The following is a 15,814-nucleotide window of genomic DNA, read 5'->3' on the forward strand; positions in this document are numbered from 1 at the left end:
CCCGTCCCACCGCGCCGGGTCAGCTGGACGCGCGCCGCACGAGCGTCGCACCCAGCACCTCGCGGACCTCGGGGTCGCCGCCGGGGTCGCGGACCGCGCGGTCGACCAGTTCCGCCAGGTCCTGCCCGGAGGGCAGTTCGACGCGGACGGTGCTGAGGCGGGGCCGCAGCAGCCGGCCGAGCATGAGGTCGTCGGCGCCGACGACGGCCACGTCCCCGGGGACGCCGACCCCCTCGTCCTGCAGGGCGCGCATCAGCAGCATCGCGTACTCGTCGTTGTAGGCGAACACGGCGTCGAGGCCCAGCCGGGGCCAGCGGGCGGCCAGTTCGGCGGCGGCTTCCTCGGTGTACGGCAGCGGCAGCTCGGTGACCGCGGCGTCCGTGCCGTGCGCGGCCCGGCGCACGCCGGCGAGCCGGGGCCGGGAGAAGACCTCGAGGCCCGCCTCCCCGGGGACGACGACCCCGATCCGGCGCCGGCCGCGGGCGAGCAGGTGGGTGCCGGCGCAGTGGCCGACGGCGGTGTGGTCCATGAGCAGGGCGTGGGCGCCGTCGACGCGCCGGGGGCCGAGGGTCACCACGGCGCGGGCGCCGGCCCGCTTGAGGACGGCGACGCCCTGCGGTCCGATGTCCGCGCCGGGCACCAGGACGGCCACCGGACGTAACTCCGCCCAGGCGCGGGCGGCTTCGTCGCCGCGCGGACCGGCGGTGCCGTACTGCACGACGGTGTAGTCGAGTCCGCCTAGGGCGGACTGCAGTTCGCCGAGGAAGCGGCTGTAGAGCGAGCCCACGGGAATCGTCGGGGTGGGCATCAGGACCGTACGGCTGTGTCCGGCGCGCAGGCTGCGGGCGGCCGCGTGGGGCACGTACCCCAGTTCGCGCGCGGCCTCGTGGACACGGCGGCGCGTCGACTCGCTGATCCGCACCGCGCTGGTGTTGTTGAGGACATAGGACACGGTCGCGCGCGAGACCCCGGCCAGGCGGGCCACATCGGTACTCGTGGGCGTGTTCGGTATCTGCACCATGACGGTCGGCATCCTGGCAGAGGCGCGGCGGCCGGCAGCGGGCGGGGGAACGTCGTTCACCACTGGACCAAGGGCCCGCCACCGCACCGCCACGGGCACCTCCTCCACCTTTTCGAACATGTTCGTTGCGAACTTGTTCGCGGCGAACATGTTCGTTACCGTCGTGGCATGACAGCGACCCCCCGCTCCCGCCGGGAACGCCCGGCCAAGCCCGCCCTCACCCGCGAGGGCATCGTCTCCGCCGCGGTCGCGATCCTGCGCGCCGAAGGGCTGCGCAAGGTGACCATGCGGCGCCTGGCACAGGAACTCGACACGGGCCCCGCCTCGCTGTACGTGTACGTCCGCAACACCGACGAACTGCACGCGGCCGTCCTGGACGAACTGCTCGGCACGGTCGGGCCCGCCCCGGCCGGGGGCGACTGGCGGCAACGGCTGGAACGGGTGCTCACGGCGTACACGGACATGCTCCTGGAGCACCCGGGCCTCGCCCGCTCGGCGCTGACCGCGCGGCCGAGCGGCCCGCACTACCTGAACCTGATCGAGACGCTGCTCGCGCTGCTCGACGAGGGCGGGGTGCCGCGCGAGCGGGCGGCCCGGGGTGTGGACCTGCTGCTCCAGCACGCCACCGCCACCGCCGCCGAGCACGCCGGCGAGGAGCCCCTGGGCGGGTGGCAGGCCGTGGAGCGTGCCGTGCGGGGCGCGTCCGGGCGCACCCACCCGCACATCGCCGCCACCGCGGACGACCTGCTGTCGGGCACTCCCGAGGCCCGGCTCTCGTGGGCCCTGCAGGCACTGATCACCGGCATCGAGCACACCGCCGTACCGGCTTGACCCCCGGACCCCGTCCTTTTCCCAAAGCCCCTCAGGAGGCCACCATGACCGTCCCCCACCACCGCGTCGCCGTCGTCGGCGCAGGACTCGGCGGGCTCGCGCTCGCCCGGGTGCTGCACGTGCACGGCGTCGACGCCGCCCTGTTCGACCTGGACGCGTCGCCGGCCGCGCGCACCCAGGGCGGCATGCTCGACATCCACGACGACTCCGGCCAGGAGGCGCTGCGCGCGGCCGGGCTGCACGACGCGTTCCTCGCCCGGGTGCACCCGGGCGGCGAGGCCCGGCGGATCCTGGACCAGCACGGCACGGTCCTCCGGGAGGGCCTCGACGACGGCACCGGCACGCGCCCCGAGATCGACCGCGGCGACCTGCGCGACCTCCTGCTCGGCTCCCTGCCCGAGGGCACCGTCCGCTGGGGCGCGAAGGTGACCGGCGCGCGCCCGCTCGGCGGCGGCCGGCACGAGGTGACGCTCGCGGACGGCACCGCCTTCACCACGGACCTGCTGGTCGGCGCGGACGGCGCCTGGTCGCGCATCCGCCCGCTGCTCTCGCCCGCCCGGCCGGCGTACACGGGCGTGTCGTTCGTCGAGGCCGACCTGCTGGACGCCGACACCCGCCACCCGGACGCCGCCCGGGTGGTCGGCGGCGGCATGCTGTTCGCGCTCGGCGCGGGCCGCGGCTTCCTCGCGCACCGCGAGAGCGACGGCAGCCTGCACGTGTACGTCGCCGTCGAGGCGCCGGAGGACTGGCTCGACGGCATCGACTTCACCGACACCGGGGCGGCCGGGACGGCCGTGCTGAAGGAGTTCGACGGCTGGGACGAGAACCTGCGGGCGCTGGTCACGGACGCGGACGGCGCGCTGGTGCCGCGGCGCATCCACGCCCTGCCGGTCGGGCACCGCTGGGACCGGGTCCCCGGCGTCACGCTGCTCGGCGACGCCGCCCACCTGATGTCGCCCTTCGCCGGCGAGGGGGCCAACCTCGCGCTGCTCGACGGCGCCGAGCTGGGCCTGGCGCTGGCCGCGCACCCCGGGGACACCGAGGCCGCGCTGGCCGCCTACGAGGAGCGCCTGTTCCCGCGCAGCGAGGCGTCCGCGGCACAGTCCGCGCGCGGTGCGGCCCTGCTGTTCGGCGCCGACGCGCCGCAGGGGCTGGTGGACGTGTTCGCGGCGCACGACGGCTGAGCGCGGACCGGGCCGCGGCCGGGCGGGTCTCAGCGCGGCGGTTCCGTGCGGGTCACCCGGGCGACCAGGTCCGTCCAGCCGGTCTCCAGCCGCTCCATGGGCATCCCGCACTGCCTGGTCAGGTGGTGGATCAGGGCGGGGTCGAGATAGGCCATCAGCGTCTGGGCGAGCAGGGGGCAGTCGGCGTCCGGCACGATCTGCCGCAGCAGGACGGTGGCGTGGGTGTGGAGCGCCTGGAAGGCGGGGTGGGAGAACCGCCGGGTCGGCTCCGGCTGGGCGGCCAGGTGGAGATCCAGCTGCTCCGCCGAGCGGTACAGCACGGCCACGCCGAACGCCCGCAGCCGCTCCAGGGGCGGTGCCCCGGGGCCCAGCGGCGGCGGCCCGCCCAGGAAGTCCGCCTGCAGCCGCCGGCCCGAGTGGTCGAGCAGCGCCATGAGCAGTCCGGTGCGGTCGCCGAAGCGGCGGAACACCGTCCCCTTGCCCACCTGGGCCGCCGCGGCCACCGCCTCCATGGTCACCCCGGCCACACCGTGCTCCGCGATCAGCCGGGCGGCGGCCTCCAGCAGGCGGGCCCGGTTGCGGGCCGCGTCGGCACGCAGGCACGGCTCGCCGGCGGCCGGGGCGACCTCCAGCAGCCGGGGCGCGTCGAAGGGCTCCTGGGGCAGGGGGAAGGGAGGCGGGACGCTGGACATGACGACAGCGTAAAGCATCGGGAACAGAACTGGACCGTGGTCCGTTTGGCCTGATAGAAATTCAACCGGACCCCGGTCCGGATCGTTACGGCGTTGTTCCAGCGCTCCCGTGTTCCACCCCCCTTTTTTTGGAGTACCCATGTCTGTTCGGATCCTCGCGCTCATCGGCAGCCTGCGCGCCGGTTCGCACAACCGCCAGCTCGCCGAGGCGGCCGCCAAGCTCGCACCGGAGGGCGTGGAGGTCGGGCTCTTCGAGGGCCTGGCCGACGTCCCCTTCTACAACGAGGACCTCGACGTCGAGGGCGACGTCCCGGCCGCCGCCGCCAAGCTGCGCTCGGCCGCGCAGGAGGCCGACGCGTTCCTGCTCTTCTCGCCCGAGTACAACGGCACCATGCCGGCCGTCCTGAAGAACGCCATCGACTGGCTGTCCCGCCCCTACGGTGCCGGTGCCTTCGGCGGCAAGCCGGTCGCCGTGATCGGCACCGCCTTCGGCCAGTACGGCGGCGTGTGGGCCCAGGACGACACCCGCAAGTCCGTGGGCATCGCCGGCGGCAAGGTGATCGAGGACATCAAGCTGTCCATCCCGGGCTCCGTGACCCGCTTCGCCGAGACCCACCCGGCGGACGACGCCGAGGTCGCCGCGCAGCTGACCGAGGTCGTGACGCGCCTGCACGGCACCGTCGCGGAGACCACGGCCGCCTGAGCCGGGACATGTTCCAGCAGGGCCGGGGCCTCGGGCGGGCTCCGGCCCTTCGCGCTGCCCGGCCGCTCCCGGGGGCCGGGCAGCGCGGGTGTGCGACCGCGGGGCCGCGGCGGCCGCGCGCCGGGCCGGGGTGTCCGGCCGGTGCGTGCGGCGCCGGGGCCCGGAGCGCTCCCGAAGTGGAGCGGACACGCGTCGGCAGGCGTCCGCCACGGGGTAGGCGGGTCCCGTGGCCGCACGTGCGCACGAGGAGCGCCGCAGGCCACGGACAGCACCACGCGCCGCATGAGCCACGCAAGGAGTAACCATGCCCCTGGTCCCGCCGCCGCTCGATCCGGAACTCACCGCCGCCCTGGAACCCTTCGGGGACCTGATCTCCCCCGGCTTCGGCCCGGAGGAGATCGGCACGGCGCGGCAGGGCGCGGGAACGGAACTGCTCGACCTGCTGGACCTCACGATGGACGGCGCCTTCGAAGCGGAGGACCGCACGGTCCCGGGGCCCGACGGCGCCCCCGACATATCCCTGCTCATCTGCCGTCCCACCGACCCGGAACGCTCCGCCGCCCTGCCGGTGATCTACCACGTCCACGGCGGCGGCATGGTCCTGGGCAACAACCGGGCCGGCGTGGACGCGCCCCTGGCCTGGGCGCGCGAACTGGGCGCGGTCGTGGTGTCGGTGGAGTACCGGCTCGCGCCCGAACACCCCCACCCGGCGCAGATCGACGACGTCCACGCCGGTCTGGTCTGGACGGCCGCGCACGCAGAGGAGATCGGCGGCGACCCCGACCGCATCGTGCTCGCGGGCGCCAGCGCGGGCGGCGGCCTGGTCGCCGCGCTCGCCCTCCTCCTGCGCGACCGCCAGGGCCCGCCGGTCCTCGGCCAGCTGTTGATGTGCCCGATGCTGGACGACCGCAACGACACCGTCTCCAGCCACCAGATGGCCGGCACCGGTGTCTGGGACCGCACCGCCAACGAGACGGCCTGGACGGCCCTGCTCGGCGAGCGCCGCGGCACCCCCGACGTCTCCCCCTACGCCGCCCCCGCGCGCGCCGCCGACCTGTCCGGCCTGCCGCCGGCCTTCCTCGACGTCGGTTCCGCGGAGACCTTCCGCGACGAGGCCGTCGCCTACGCGTCCCGCATCTGGCAGTGCGGCGGCTCGGCCGAACTCCACGTCTGGCCGGGCGGCTTCCACGGCTTCGCCTCCTTCACCCCGCAGGCGGCCCTGTCCCGGGCGGCCCGGGCGGCCCAGCTGGACTGGCTGCGGCGCCTGCTGGCGCGGTGACGGCCGTCCCCGCGGGGCGGGCGCCGCACGCGGTGGCTCAGCCCGCCCGCACCGGTTCCCCACCCGGTGCCCGCCGGACCGCCGCCCGGTCGAGGTGGACCACCACCTGCGCGTAGAAGCGCTGCACGGCGTCGTCCACGCTGCGGATGAAGCCGGTCCCGGCACCGCCGCGGCCGCTGCCCATGCCCTTGAGGAGGGGGAGGCGGAACCCGGTGACGCCGGCCTTGCCGGCCCGGGGCAGCAGGTCCGCCGGTTCCGGGCGGCGGGGCCCCGCCGGCCGCGGTCGGCCCGCCGGTCGCCCACGGCCCGCGGGTCGCCCACGGTCCGCTCCCGGAGCCGTCAGGTTCCGAGCAGGGCGGTGCCGAGGGCGATCAGGGCCACGACCTTGACCGCCTCCAGCGCCACGTACCACAGGTGGCTGCGGGAGCGGGGCAGTTCCTCCCCGGCGAGGACCCGGTCGGACCTGCGGTTGAGGAAGGGGCGGACGACGGCCAGCTGGACGAGGAGGAGCACGGCGGCGGCCCCGGCCGGCCAGACGACACCGGCCGGGGCGCCACCCGCGGCGACCGCGCAGACCAGGACGGCGGCCAGGACGGATTCGACGGCGTTCAGGGCCCGGAACACCAGCCGGCCGATGCCCAGCCCGACGGGGACCGTCACGCCCGGGGCGCGGAACTTCAGCGGCGCCTCCAGGAAGGAGATCGCCAGCACCATCCCGAGCCAGACGAAGGTGACCGCGGTCGCGGTGGCGGCCGACGTGGTGTTCATCGGGACTTGCCTCTCTCCGCCGGCCGGTGCGGCGGGGTGGAGCCGGGGTGGGCGGTGCCCCGGGCGGTACGGCACGGTCGCCGCGTGGCGGCGCGGGTGACCCGGCCGGCGGGACGGGGGCTGCGGCCGCTGGACCCGGGGCGGGCGGCCCGGGCGGCGCGGCCCCCTCCGCAGACCCACGCCCGATCACCCCTCCCACCTGGGTGTATTTTGCACGGCTCCGATGTGTAGTAATGGTAGGGCGGGCAAAGAAAGCCGAGGACCGAGGGGCACGCATGACGCCGTCTTCCGTGATCGACACCGGGCCGGACGGGCCCGCCGGGCCGGCTCCGCGCGTCCTGTGCGACACCCGGGCGCTGGCCGAGGCACCACCCGTCCCGGCCGGGGTGCTGTGGAAACTGGCCGAGGGCGGACGCCAGCTCGACGCCAACGTCGTCCGGCTCGCCCCGGGCGCCCGCGTCGCCACCCACACCGAGCCGGAGCTGGACGTCCTGCTGCTGGTCGTCTCCGGTGACGGCGTCCTCGGCAAGGGCGTCGAGGACGCGCCCGAGCCGGTCGCCGAGGGCGCCCTGCTCTGGCTGCCGCACGGCTCCACGCGCAGCGTCACCGCCGGTCGGCGGGGCCTGTCCTACCTGACCGTGCACCGCCGCCGTCCGGGTCTGCGGATCCAGCCGCGCCCCGGGACCGCGCCGGTGTGACCGGTGGTCCCGGGGCGCTCGTCGCGCGCCGGGACGGCACCACTAGGGTGCCCGCGTGAGCACGCTTGCCGATGAGAACGTCCCGGGCCGCCACGGCCCCCACGCCACCACCGAGGCCGACCCGCGCGAGGTCGGCCGGGTGTGCACCGAGTACTCCCCCGCCCACGACGGCGACCCCGATCCGGGCGAGATCGTGTGGACCTGGGTGCCGTTCGAGGAGAACGACGGCCGGGGCAAGGACCGCCCCGTGCTGGTCGTCGCCCGGGAGGCGGCGGGCACCGTCCTCGCCGTGCGGCTGTCCAGCCGACGGCACGACGGCGACCGGGAGTGGGTGGCCATCGGCAGCGGGCCGTGGGACCGCTCGGGCCGTGACTCGTGGGTGGCCGTGGACCGGGTGCTGCGGCTGCACGAGGCGGGCATGCGCCGCGAGGCGTGCGCCCTGGACCGGATGCGGTTCGGCCTCGTCCGGCAGCGGCTGCACGAGCGCTACGGCTGGACCTGAGCCGCGCACGCCCGCGCGAGGCCCGGGCGCCGCTCCCGGCGCCCGGGAAACGCCCGTACGGACGCCCCCCGGTGACGTCCCGCCACCGTGACCGCTGCGGCCTCCCGGGCGGTGCCCCGCGGGCGCACGTTCACGGCGCCACCCCCGCGGGCGCCGTGGACGCGGCCCGTGCGGCCCGCCCCGTCGTGCTCATGCACGCATCCTGGGTGATGCTGGGAGGCGGTGCAACGCAGTTTCCGGGGCCCGCGGCCACCCCGGAACGCGCACGCACACGGAGACGGCCGGTCCGGAACGTTCCACGGGGCCCCCTTGTGCGAACGGGTACGAGGGTCTTGGGTGGGGCGGGTGTCCGTCCGGCTCACCCGGAGCCGGGTCGGCGGCATGGTGGAATCTCAGGAGGATCCCGACATGTCCGACTCAATGACCGACGGCGGCGGCTGTACGCGGCGCCGCGCCGCCGTCACCGAAGCCGAGGTCGAGGCCCTGGTGAGGGGCATCTGCTTCAAGACCGGACCGCCCCGCAGGCTCGGTGTGGAAGTGGAGTGGCTCGTCCACGAGCTGCGGCAGCCGCAGCTCCCCGTGACACCCGGACGGCTCGAAGCGGCCTACGCCTCGCTGCGGACCGTTTCCCTGGGCTCGGCGCTCACCGTCGAACCCGGCGGCCAGCTGGAGCTCAGCTCGCCGCCCGCCGACTCCCTGATGGAGTGCGTACACACCGTCTCCGCCGACCTGGACGCCGTCCGCGCGGTCCTCGCCGGCGACGGCCTCGCGCTCGCCGGATTCGGCCACGACCCCTGGCACGTTCCCCGGCGCTTCCTGCGCGAACCCCGCTACGACGCCATGGAGGCCTGCCTCGACCGCACGGGCCCGGCCGGCCGGCACATGATGTGCGCCTCGGCCTCCGTCCAGGTGTGCCTGGACGCCGGGTACGAGGAGCCCGGCCCGCTCGGGCACGGGCGGCGCTGGTGGCTGGCGCACCACTTGGGCGCGGTCCTGGTGGCCGCGTTCGCGAACTCCCCGCTGGTCGGCCGGCGGCCCACGGGCTGGCGGTCCACCCGGCAGCTGCTGTGGGCGCGGATCGGCGCCGGCCGTGCCGGCGCCCCCCCGCCGGACGGGGAGCCGCGCGCGTCCTGGGTCCGGCACGTGCTGGACGCCCCGGTGATGTGCGTCCGCGGCAAGAACGCGCCGTGGGAGGTGCCCGACGGACTGACCTTCCGCGAGTGGACCCGCTCGCACTCCCCCCGGCCGCCCACCCGGGCGGACCTCGACTACCACCTGACCACCCTGTTCCCGCCGGTCCGGCCGCGCGGCCACCTGGAGCTGCGGATGATCGACGCGCAGCCCGGCGACGACGGCTGGATCGTGCCGCTCGCGGTGACGGCGGCGCTGTTCGACGATCCGCAGGCCGCCGAGACCGCCCACCGGGCGGTGCTCCCCCTGGCGGAGCGGGCCCTGCCCCGGCCCGCCCCGCACAACCCGCTGTGGACCGACGCGGCCCGGCACGGGCCGGCCGACCCCGGGCTGCGCGCGGCCGCCGTCGCCTGCTTCACGGCGGCGCTGGAGGCCCTGCCCCGGCTCGGCGCCACGACCGCGGTCACCGACGCCGTGGCCGCGTACCTGAACCGCTACGTCGCCCGGGGCCGCTGCCCGGCCGACGACCTGCTGGACCGCTCGCGCGCCGGTGACGGCCGCGCGCCCGGGAGGAAGGACATCCGCACATGACCGCTCCCGAGACCGGGGTGACGGCCACCGGCGCGGACACCGGGCCGCTGCGCGACCGGGTGCTCGCCTCGCTCACCACCGCCCGTGCCCGCACCACGCTGCTGACCGGCTGCGTCGACGGCCCCGACCTCACCGCCCAGCACTCGCCGCTGATGTCCCCGCTGGTGTGGGACCTGGCGCACATCGGCAACCAGGAGGAACTGTGGCTGCTGCGCGGGGTCGGCGGCCGGGAGGCGATGCGGCCCGGGATCGACAGCCTGTACGACGCCTTCGAGCACCCCCGGGCCGAGCGCCCCTCACTGCCGCTGCTGGCGCCCGACGAGGCCCGGCGGTACGCGGCCGAGGTGCGCGGGCGGGTGCTCGACCTGCTGGACGGCACGGACTTCCACGGCACCCGGCTGACCGAGGCCGGTTTCGTCTTCGGGATGATCGCCCAGCACGAACAGCAGCACGACGAGACCATGCTGGTCACCCATCAGCTGCGCGAGGGTCCCCGCGCCCTGACCGCTCCCGACCCGGCGCCGGCCCCCCTGTTCACCGGCCCGGCCGAAGTGCTCGTGCCCGGTGGCCCCTTCACCATGGGCACGTCCACCGAACCCTGGGCGCTGGACAACGAACGCCCGGCGCACCGGCGGGAGGTGGCGCCGTTCTGGATCGACACGACACCGGTGACGAACGCGGCGTACCGGGCGTTCGTCGAGGACGGCGGTTACGACACCGAGCGCTGGTGGACACCGGAGGGCTGGGCGCACGTCCGGCGGCACTCCCTGACCGCCCCGCTGTTCTGGCACCGCGACGGCGGCCAGTGGTTCAGGCGCCGGTTCCAGGTCACCGAGGCGGTCCCGCCCGACGAACCGGTGCTGCACGTGTGCTGGTACGAGGCGGACGCCTACGCCCGCTGGGCCGGGCGCCGGCTGCCCACCGAGCCGGAGTGGGAGAAGGCCGCCCGCCACGACCCGGTCACCGGCCGCTCGCGGCGCTACCCGTGGGGCGACGCCGACCCGGCGCCCGAACACGCCAACCTCGGCCAGCGGCACCTGCGGCCCGCTCCGGCCGGCAGCCATCCGGCCGGTGAGTCCCCGCTCGGCGTGCGGCAGCTGATCGGGGACGTGTGGGAGTGGACGGCGAGCGACTTCCTGCCGTACCCGGGCTTCACCGCGTTCCCGTACAAGGAGTACTCGGAGGTGTTCTTCGGCACCGGCCACAAGGTGCTGCGCGGCGGTTCGTTCGCCGTGGACCCGGTGGCCTGCCGGGGCACCTTCCGCAACTGGGACCACCCCGTCCGCCGGCAGATCTTCGCCGGGTTCCGCACCGCCCGCTCGGAGTCCGTCTGATGTGCCGCCACCTGGCCTACGTAGGAGCGCGGGAGCCGCTCGGCCGGCTCCTCGTGGAGCCCCCGCACAGCCTGTACCGGCAGGCGTGGGCGCCCCGCCGGCAGCGGTACGGGACCGTCAACGCCGACGGCTTCGGGGTCGGCTGGTACGCCCCGGACGATCCGGTGCCGGCCCGCTACCGGCGGGCGGGGCCGATCTGGGCGGACCTGTCCTTCGCCGACCTCGCCCGGGTCGTGCGCGCCGGGGCCGTCCTGGCCGCCGTGCGCGACGCGACCCTCGCGGGCGCGGACGCGGAGGCCGCGGCGGCGCCCTTCGCCGCCGGGCGGTGGCTGTTCAGCCACAACGGCGCGATCGCCGGCTGGCCCGACGCGGCGGCCCCGCTGGTGTCCGCGCTGCCCGCGGCCGACCTGCTGTCGCTGCAGGCGCGCACCGACTCGGCGTTCGTGTGGGCACTGGTGCTGCGCCGGCTGCGCGGCGGCGCGGCGGCGGACCGGGCGCTGGGCGGAACGGTGCGCGAAGTGGCCGAGGCGGCCCCCGCCTCCCGGCTGAACCTGCTGCTCACCGACGGAGTCACCATCACCGCCACCGCCTGGGGCGACAGCCTGTGGCACCGCACGGAGCCCGACCGCGGCACGGTCGTCGCCTCGGAGCCGTACGACGACGACCCGCTCTGGCGGGAGGTGCCCGACCGCACCGTGCTCACGGCGAGCCGCGCCGGTGTGCTGCTCGCCCCGATCGAGGACCCGGCGTCCGCCGCACCGAAGGAGCCCTGCACGTGAGTCCCCTGCACGTCACCCGCACCCTGCCCGAGGACGCGACGCAGGCCGCACTGCGCGCCGACGTCCTGCACGGCCTGACCGCCACCCCCAAGTCGCTGCCGCCGAAGTGGTTCTACGACGCCCGGGGCAGCGAGCTGTTCGAGCGGATCACGGAACTGCCCGAGTACTACCCGACGCGCGCCGAGCGGGAGATCCTCCTGGCCCGCGCCGGCGAGATCGCCGCGGCCTGCCGCGCCCGCACCCTGGTCGAACTCGGCTCCGGCTCCGCGCGCAAGACGCGTCACCTGATCGACTCCCTGACCTCGCTGGAGGCGTACGTCCCGGTCGACGTCAGCGAGAGCGCCCTCACCCGGGCCGGGCGGGCGCTCATCGGGGAACGGCCGGGGCTGCGCGTGCACGCCCTGATCGCCGACTTCACCGCCCCGCTGGCCCTGCCCGGGACGCCGGGGCCCCGGCTGCTGGCCTTCCTCGGCGGCACCATCGGCAACCTGCTGCCGGCCGAGCGCGCCCGGTTCCTCGCCTCCGTGCGGTCCCTGCTCGCGCCGGGCGACGGCCTGCTGCTCGGCACGGACCTGGTCAAGGACGAGCGGGTCCTGGTCCGGGCGTACGACGACGCGGCCGGGGTGACGGCCGCCTTCAACAAGAACGTCCTCGCCGTGGTCGACCGGGAGCTCGGCGCGGACTTCGACCCGGACGCCTTCGACCACGTGGCACGGTGGGACGCGGAGCGGGAGTGGATCGAGATGCGGTTGCGGGCCCGCACCGCGCAGTCGGTCAAGGTGCCCGCGCTGGACCTCGCCGTGGACTTCGCGGCGGGCGAGGAACTGCGCACCGAGGTGTCGGCGAAGTTCCGCAAGGAGGGCGTGAGCGCCGAAGTGGCCGCCGCCGGGTTCGCATTCGGCCACTGGTGGACGGACGCGCAGGGCCGCTTCGCGCTCTCCCTGAGCGTCGCCCGGTGAACCGGGACCGGCCGGGCCGGGTCAGGCCGCGGGCACGCCGAGCAGTTCGGTGATCCTGCGGGAGGCGCGGCGGGCCTCGACGGCCGGGTCGGCCCCGCCGAGCACCCTGCTCATGTACCCCTTGATCGGGTTGTCGGCCTCGACCGCGGCCCACTGGGGGGTGTTGGGGGTCGCCCGGCCGTGCGCGGCGCCCGCCGCCATGGCGGCGACCCCCTCCTCCCCCGCCACCGCGTCCGCCAGCGTGGTCTTGTTGGGCACGTAGTTCATGGTGCGGGCCAGTTCGGTGTCCCACTTGGCGCCGGTGAGCGCGCCGATCACGGCGGTGGCGGCGAACTGGTCGTCGGTGTTCTGCGGCACGACCAGGTCGGAGCCGCCGGTGAAGACGGTCCCGGGCCGGGCGGCGGTCTTCCCGGGCACCGGGAAGTAGCCCAGCTCGTCCTTCAGTTCGGGGTTCTGCCGGACGATCGACTGGGCGAGTCCGGGTACGGCGATGATCTGGGCCACCCTGCCGCGGGCGAAGACCCCGGCCTGGGGCGGGTGTTCCTCGTCGGCGTCCGCGGGCCCCGCGCCGAGCGCCTGGAGCCGGCGGTAGAAGTCCATGCCGCGCAGTGCGGCCGGCGTGTCCAGGGTGCCGCGCCACTGGTAGTCGTTCGCCTCGGCGAGTTCGCCGCCCTCGTCCCAGACGAAGCCGGAGAGGGTGTACCAGTCCTGCCCGGCGAGGTAGATGCCCTGGTTACCGTCCGCGTTGAGCTTCTCGGTGGCGGCCGGCCACTCCTCGCGGGTCCTCGGCACGGCGGTGATGCCGGCCCGGGCGAAGAGGTCCCTGCGGTAGACGACCACCCGGTTGGCCGCGTACCAGGGCACGCCGTACTGGCTGTTGCCGTCCTTGCCGGGCTCGGCGAGACCGGGCAGCCAGTGTTCCTTGCCCCAGTCCCGGATCGATTCCAGGGTCAGGTCGGCGAGCCTGCCGTCCTGGACGTAGAGCGGGACCTGGGTGTTGCCGACCTCGATGACGTCGGGGGCGTCGCCGGCGTGGGAGTCGAGGGCCCTGGCGACCTTGTCCACGATCCCGGTCCACTCCTGGATGCAGATGTCCAGGCGCAGGTCGTGGTGGGTGCGCTCGAAGTCCTCGGTGAAGCGCCGGAGGAACGCCTTCGAGGCGCTGTCCTTCATCAACCACACGGTGACCGTGTGGCGTCCGTGTTCGCCCGGGAGGAGCCCGCAGGCGCTGACGAGCGAGCCGGTGGCGCAGAGGAGGGCGAGCAGGCGACGTTTCACGAGGGGTCCTGTTCTGTCGTGCCCGGGCGGTGCGGACAGGTGGAAGGGGGCCCGACGCGGGGGGGCGAGACGGGGCTCTCGTACGGGTGTTCCGGATTTTGGTATGGACCAATGCGTAGGTCAAGCGCTACCCGGAGGTACGGCGGCGCGACGGGCTGCGACACCTCGCGCGCCACCCGGGGATGGGGCACCGTGGAGTGTGCCGTGGCACGTCCCGGCCCCACCGGGGAGAGGAGCACCCGCATGTCGAACCACACCTACCGGGTCACCGAGATCGTCGGCACCTCGCACGAGGGCGTCGACCAGGCCATCCGCAACGGCATCGCCCGCGCCGACCAGACCCTGCGCAACCTGGACTGGTTCGAGGTCACACAGGTCCGCGGACAGATCGAGAACGGGCGCATCGAGCACTACCAGGTGGGTCTGAAGGTGGGCTTCCGCCTCGAGGACGGCGACTGAGGGCGCCCGGCCCGGGCATCGGGGGCGAGGAAGCCGGCCCGGGCGCGCTCGGGCCGCCCGGCCCGGTGGGCGGCCTCGCCCGCGCGGGCGACCCCCTTCGGCGAGCGGTGCGTCCCCGGGCGCGGCGACGGAGGACGGGTCCCGCTTCCGCGGACGCCCCGCGGGGAGTGCTGCCGGTGCGCGGTGCCGGTGAGGGTGCCGGCGGGGGCGGACACGGCGGGCGGGCGCCGGGGCCGGCACGCGGCCGCCCCGGCCGGCGGACCCGGCCCGTCCCGGTGGCGGGGAACCGCGGGAATCCTGGGACGGCGGCGGCGTTGAACCCTGCATGAGCGCAGTGATCGCCCGGACCAGGTTCTCCCTCCTCGACCGTTCCCGTATCCGCGCCGGGCACACGGACGCCGAGGCGCTGCGGGACACCGTCGCGCTGGCGCGCGAGGCGGAGGGACTCGGATTCCACCGCTTCTGGGTGTCCGAGCACCACGGCGTGCCCGGGGTCGCCGGGTCCGCGCCGACGGTGCTCGCCGCCGCCGTGGCCGCCGCGACCCGCACGATCCGGGTCGGCACCGGCGGGGTCATGCTGCCCAATCACCAGCCCCTGGTGGTGGCCGAGCAGTTCGGCGTGCTGGAGTCGCTGTTCCCGGGGCGGATCGACATGGGCCTCGGGCGTTCCGTCGGCTTCACCGACGGGGTGCGCCGGGCCCTCGGGCGGGGCAGGGGGGACGCCGAGGACTTCGCGGCACAGCTCGGCGAGCTGCTCGGCTGGTTCGCCGGGACCTCGCCCACCGGGGTGCGCGCCCGTCCCGCGGAGGGCCTCGCCGTGCCGCCGTTCGTGCTGGCCGTGGGCGAGGGCGCGCGGATCGCCGCCGAGGCGGGGCTGCCCGTGGTCATCGGCGACCTGCGCGACCGCGAGAAGCTGCTGCGCGGCATCGACCGGTACCGCTCCTCGTTCCGCCCCTCCCCCTGGGCCGGCGAGCCGTACGTGGTGGTCTCCGGCACCGTGGCGGTCGCCGCCACCGCGCAGGCGGCGCGCCGGCTGCTGGTCCCGGAGGCCTGGTCCATGGCGTACTCCCGGACCCACGGCACCTTCCCGCCCCTGGTCCCCGCCGGGGAGGTGGCGGCCCGCACGATGACCGCCAAGGAGCGCGAGTGGTACGCCTCCGGACTCGCCGGGCACGTCGCGGGCACCGCGGAGCAGGTCGCCGACGAGCTGGAGGCGGTGCTGGAGGACACGGCCGCGGACGAGGTCCTGGTCACCACCAGCACCTACGACCGCACGGCCCTGCTGGACTCCCACCGGCGGCTCGCCGCGCTCTTCACGCCCGCGCGCTGAGCGCCCCGAGATGCGGGGACGGCGCGGCCCGGTGACCCTGGGAGGGAAGCCCCAAACGACGAGGAGGGCCGCCATGTCCTTCATGGACAAGATCAAGGGCATGCTCAAGGGCCATGAGAACACGGCCGACAAGGGCATCGACAGGGGCGGGGACTACCTCGACCAGCGCACCGGGAACAAGTACCGGTCGCAGGTCGACACCGGCCAGGACAAGCTGAGGGACGAGTACGGCAACCCTCAGGACCGGCCACCGCAGACCTGAGCGCGACGTGCCC

17 protein-coding genes and 1 pseudogene are annotated in these 15,814 nt (G+C 75.5%); 13 read left to right on the top strand and 5 right to left on the bottom strand.

Annotated elements, in window-relative coordinates; translation table 11 throughout:
• Positions 1 to 19: 19 nt before the first annotated feature.
• Complete coding sequence (locus QQY24_RS03925) at positions 20 to 1,033, bottom strand: LacI family DNA-binding transcriptional regulator (RefSeq protein WP_301976134.1); 1,014 nt, start codon at positions 1,031 to 1,033, stop codon at positions 20 to 22.
• 156 nt (positions 1,034 to 1,189) lie between these two features.
• On the opposite strand from QQY24_RS03925, the gene QQY24_RS03930 reads away from it, so the two are divergent.
• Positions 1,190 to 1,852, top strand: coding sequence for a TetR/AcrR family transcriptional regulator (locus tag QQY24_RS03930; RefSeq protein WP_301971258.1), 663 nt, complete (start codon positions 1,190 to 1,192; stop codon positions 1,850 to 1,852).
• Positions 1,853 to 1,896: 44 nt separating this feature from the next.
• The gene (locus QQY24_RS03935; protein ID WP_301971259.1) at positions 1,897 to 3,036 is read left to right on the top strand and encodes an NAD(P)/FAD-dependent oxidoreductase; all 1,140 of its coding nucleotides are present in this window, start codon (positions 1,897 to 1,899) and stop codon (positions 3,034 to 3,036) included.
• Between the two features lie 29 nt (positions 3,037 to 3,065).
• On the opposite strand, the gene QQY24_RS03940 is transcribed toward QQY24_RS03935, so the two are convergent.
• Complete coding sequence (locus tag QQY24_RS03940; protein WP_301971260.1) at positions 3,066 to 3,746, bottom strand: TetR/AcrR family transcriptional regulator; 681 nt, start codon at positions 3,744 to 3,746, stop codon at positions 3,066 to 3,068.
• Between the two features lie 121 nt (positions 3,747 to 3,867).
• On the opposite strand from QQY24_RS03940, the gene QQY24_RS03945 reads away from it, so the two are divergent.
• Together QQY24_RS03945 and QQY24_RS03950 are read left to right on the top strand one after the other, a co-directional pair.
• Positions 3,868 to 4,431: an NAD(P)H-dependent oxidoreductase gene (locus QQY24_RS03945; RefSeq protein ID WP_301971261.1), complete on the top strand. Its 564-nt coding sequence runs from the start codon at positions 3,868 to 3,870 to the stop codon at positions 4,429 to 4,431.
• Positions 4,432 to 4,735: 304 nt separating this feature from the next.
• A complete protein-coding gene (locus tag QQY24_RS03950) occupies positions 4,736 to 5,710 on the top strand; it encodes an alpha/beta hydrolase (RefSeq protein WP_301971262.1) in 975 nt (324 codons plus the stop codon).
• Between the two features lie 37 nt (positions 5,711 to 5,747).
• On the opposite strand, the pseudogene QQY24_RS03955 reads toward QQY24_RS03950, so the two are convergent.
• Together QQY24_RS03955 and QQY24_RS03960 are read right to left on the bottom strand one after the other, a co-directional pair.
• Positions 5,748 to 5,975: pseudogene (locus tag QQY24_RS03955) on the bottom strand (TerD family protein); the annotation flags it as partial.
• Between the two features lie 74 nt (positions 5,976 to 6,049).
• Positions 6,050 to 6,478: a hypothetical protein gene (locus QQY24_RS03960; protein ID WP_301971263.1), complete on the bottom strand. Its 429-nt coding sequence runs from the start codon at positions 6,476 to 6,478 to the stop codon at positions 6,050 to 6,052.
• A 275-nt stretch (positions 6,479 to 6,753) separates the two neighbouring features.
• On the opposite strand from QQY24_RS03960, the gene QQY24_RS03965 reads away from it, so the two are divergent.
• The 6 genes from QQY24_RS03965 (at position 6,754) to egtD (ending at position 12,472) form a co-directional block, all read left to right on the top strand.
• A complete protein-coding gene (locus QQY24_RS03965) occupies positions 6,754 to 7,176 on the top strand; it encodes a hypothetical protein (protein WP_301971264.1) in 423 nt (140 codons plus the stop codon).
• A gap of 55 nt (positions 7,177 to 7,231) precedes the next feature.
• Positions 7,232 to 7,678, top strand: coding sequence for a type II toxin-antitoxin system PemK/MazF family toxin (locus QQY24_RS03970; protein ID WP_301971265.1), 447 nt, complete (start codon positions 7,232 to 7,234; stop codon positions 7,676 to 7,678).
• Between the two features lie 408 nt (positions 7,679 to 8,086).
• A complete protein-coding gene (egtA, locus tag QQY24_RS03975; RefSeq protein WP_301971266.1) occupies positions 8,087 to 9,400 on the top strand; it encodes an ergothioneine biosynthesis glutamate--cysteine ligase EgtA in 1,314 nt (437 codons plus the stop codon).
• Positions 9,397 to 10,734: an ergothioneine biosynthesis protein EgtB gene (gene egtB, locus QQY24_RS03980; RefSeq protein ID WP_301971267.1), complete on the top strand. Its 1,338-nt coding sequence runs from the start codon at positions 9,397 to 9,399 to the stop codon at positions 10,732 to 10,734. Before egtA ends, egtB begins: the two co-directional genes overlap by 4 nt.
• On the top strand, positions 10,734 to 11,513 hold the full coding sequence (egtC, locus tag QQY24_RS03985; RefSeq protein WP_301971268.1) for an ergothioneine biosynthesis protein EgtC: 780 nt from the start codon (positions 10,734 to 10,736) through the stop codon (positions 11,511 to 11,513). The genes egtB and egtC overlap by 1 nt, the downstream gene beginning before the upstream one ends.
• Positions 11,510 to 12,472, top strand: coding sequence for an L-histidine N(alpha)-methyltransferase (gene egtD, locus QQY24_RS03990; RefSeq protein WP_301971269.1), 963 nt, complete (start codon positions 11,510 to 11,512; stop codon positions 12,470 to 12,472). Before egtC ends, egtD begins: the two co-directional genes overlap by 4 nt.
• A gap of 21 nt (positions 12,473 to 12,493) precedes the next feature.
• Here the strand turns inward: egtD and QQY24_RS03995 are convergent, their stop codons facing one another.
• Positions 12,494 to 13,750 (bottom strand): extracellular solute-binding protein, encoded by a 1,257-nt coding sequence (locus tag QQY24_RS03995; protein WP_301971270.1) that lies wholly within the window; start codon positions 13,748 to 13,750, stop codon positions 12,494 to 12,496.
• 243 nt (positions 13,751 to 13,993) lie between these two features.
• On the opposite strand from QQY24_RS03995, the gene QQY24_RS04000 reads away from it, so the two are divergent.
• The 3 genes from QQY24_RS04000 (at position 13,994) to QQY24_RS04010 (ending at position 15,801) form a co-directional block, all read left to right on the top strand.
• Positions 13,994 to 14,209: a dodecin gene (locus tag QQY24_RS04000; RefSeq protein ID WP_014676440.1), complete on the top strand. Its 216-nt coding sequence runs from the start codon at positions 13,994 to 13,996 to the stop codon at positions 14,207 to 14,209.
• Positions 14,210 to 14,534: 325 nt separating this feature from the next.
• On the top strand, positions 14,535 to 15,539 hold the full coding sequence (locus tag QQY24_RS04005; protein WP_301971271.1) for an MsnO8 family LLM class oxidoreductase: 1,005 nt from the start codon (positions 14,535 to 14,537) through the stop codon (positions 15,537 to 15,539).
• A 73-nt stretch (positions 15,540 to 15,612) separates the two neighbouring features.
• Positions 15,613 to 15,801: an antitoxin gene (locus tag QQY24_RS04010; protein WP_301971272.1), complete on the top strand. Its 189-nt coding sequence runs from the start codon at positions 15,613 to 15,615 to the stop codon at positions 15,799 to 15,801.
• Positions 15,802 to 15,814 lie beyond the last annotated feature (13 nt).

This window comes from Streptomyces sp. TG1A-8, from assembly GCF_030499535.1.
In the GTDB taxonomy this organism is placed as follows: Bacteria; Actinomycetota; Actinomycetes; order Streptomycetales; family Streptomycetaceae; genus Streptomyces.

Bases quoted from the DNA above. Each gene is read 5' to 3' on its own strand.
- QQY24_RS03925 (WP_301976134.1), bottom strand. From the start codon at position 1,033: ATGCCGACCGTCATGGTGCAGATACCGAACACGCCCACGAGTACCGAT.
- QQY24_RS03930 (WP_301971258.1), top strand. From the start codon at position 1,190: ATGACAGCGACCCCCCGCTCCCGCCGGGAACGCCCGGCCAAGCCCGCC.
- QQY24_RS03935 (WP_301971259.1), top strand. From the start codon at position 1,897: ATGACCGTCCCCCACCACCGCGTCGCCGTCGTCGGCGCAGGACTCGGC.
- QQY24_RS03940 (WP_301971260.1), bottom strand. From the start codon at position 3,746: ATGCTTTACGCTGTCGTCATGTCCAGCGTCCCGCCTCCCTTCCCCCTG.
- QQY24_RS03945 (WP_301971261.1), top strand. From the start codon at position 3,868: ATGTCTGTTCGGATCCTCGCGCTCATCGGCAGCCTGCGCGCCGGTTCG.
- QQY24_RS03950 (WP_301971262.1), top strand. From the start codon at position 4,736: ATGCCCCTGGTCCCGCCGCCGCTCGATCCGGAACTCACCGCCGCCCTG.
- QQY24_RS03960 (WP_301971263.1), bottom strand. From the start codon at position 6,478: ATGAACACCACGTCGGCCGCCACCGCGACCGCGGTCACCTTCGTCTGG.
- QQY24_RS03965 (WP_301971264.1), top strand. From the start codon at position 6,754: ATGACGCCGTCTTCCGTGATCGACACCGGGCCGGACGGGCCCGCCGGG.
- egtA (WP_301971266.1), top strand. From the start codon at position 8,087: ATGTCCGACTCAATGACCGACGGCGGCGGCTGTACGCGGCGCCGCGCC.
- egtB (WP_301971267.1), top strand. From the start codon at position 9,397: ATGACCGCTCCCGAGACCGGGGTGACGGCCACCGGCGCGGACACCGGG.
- egtC (WP_301971268.1), top strand. From the start codon at position 10,734: ATGTGCCGCCACCTGGCCTACGTAGGAGCGCGGGAGCCGCTCGGCCGG.
- QQY24_RS04000 (WP_014676440.1), top strand. From the start codon at position 13,994: ATGTCGAACCACACCTACCGGGTCACCGAGATCGTCGGCACCTCGCAC.
- QQY24_RS04005 (WP_301971271.1), top strand. From the start codon at position 14,535: ATGAGCGCAGTGATCGCCCGGACCAGGTTCTCCCTCCTCGACCGTTCC.
- QQY24_RS04010 (WP_301971272.1), top strand. From the start codon at position 15,613: ATGTCCTTCATGGACAAGATCAAGGGCATGCTCAAGGGCCATGAGAAC.